We start from the raw sequence: 1,194 nt of genomic DNA, 5'->3' as shown, positions 1-1,194 counted from the left end.
TTAATAAGAGGAAAATAGTGGCTTTGAGCCATTGTTGAGCAAAATAGGCGAGAATAATAGTGTCTTATTAATGGCGATTTAACCATGACCCCAGAACAGCAACAGGCGATTCAAACACATGTAGAAGCTATTTCTGCAATCCTGTATGCGGATTGTGAACCTGGATCGTTAAAGACATTAGAAGATATCGAGCTAGCAGTAAAAGAAAGAGTGTTAACTCATGTAACACCACAGATCGGAATTTTTTTATCTACTCAGCTAGCGGGACAAAAGCAGGAAGGGTAAAGAAATTAAAAAGTACATTAGGTGATTTAAGTATCACCGAGAAGCAAGCGGCTCGACTAGGGTGTGGTACGGGAAGTAGATTAAGCCCGCATTTAGAAAACTGCTGTTTAAGACTGAGTGCTAATGTTGCCTATGAAAGTGCATCAAAAGATATTAAATACATAACTGGAGTTACTGTCCCATCGAAAACACAACAAAGATTAGTACATTATCAAGAATTCAATAAACCCGTAGCAACATTAGATATTACTGAACTAAGTGTAGATGGTGGCAAAGCCCGGTTAATCACACCACTCGGAGAAAAATCTGACTGGAAAGACTATAAAGCAATTGTTTCAGAGGTGGGAATAGTAGCTAGTTTCGACCAAAATAATATGATTGTTGATTGGGCAAATCAACAACCGCTAGCAAACCCAGTAACTTGTCTAGGTGATGGACATGATGGAGTCTGGAATATATTCAAGGAAATTAGTTGTGAACAGGACAGAAGAGAAATCTTAGATTGGTATCATCTGAATGAAAATCTTCAGAAGGTGGGTGGTTCAATTAAGCGGTTAAAGCAAGCCGAAACATATTTATGGCAAGGAAATGTCCCCAGTGCCATAGCACTATTCACAAAGTTAAAGAAAAAACCAGCAATTAACTTCTGTAAGTATTTAGAAAAGCATCAGCAAAGAATTATTAATTATGAAGTTTTTCAGAGAGACGGAATTTGTTCAATTGGCTCTGGCGCAGTAGAATCAGGAATTAAGCAAATAGCTAGACGGATTAAAATATCTGGAGCAAGTTGGAAATCAGAACATATTGGGCAGGTATTAGCTCATCGATGTGCTTACTTAAACGGCTTAATTGGTAAATCACCAAAAGCTGCTTAAGTATTTTTACTCATCACAAAAGTGACACGCTCCC

1 protein-coding gene is annotated in these 1,194 nt (G+C 37.9%); it reads left to right on the top strand.

Annotation, left to right across the window (positions count from 1 at the left end):
• The first annotated feature begins 84 nt into the window (after positions 1-84).
• Positions 85-1,160 (top strand): ISKra4 family transposase gene (locus QT994_RS27685; protein WP_333180342.1). Its coding sequence is split into 2 segments (ribosomal slippage): positions 85-241 and positions 241-1,160, totalling 1,077 coding nucleotides; the frame shifts between segments, so codons are not numbered across the junction.
• Positions 1,161-1,194 lie beyond the last annotated feature (34 nt).

It is taken from the genome of Microcoleus sp. S13_B4, from assembly GCF_036700885.1.
GTDB lineage: Bacteria > Cyanobacteriota > Cyanobacteriia > Cyanobacteriales > Microcoleaceae > Microcoleus.
This window is presented reverse-complemented; position numbering and strand designations above follow the sequence as displayed.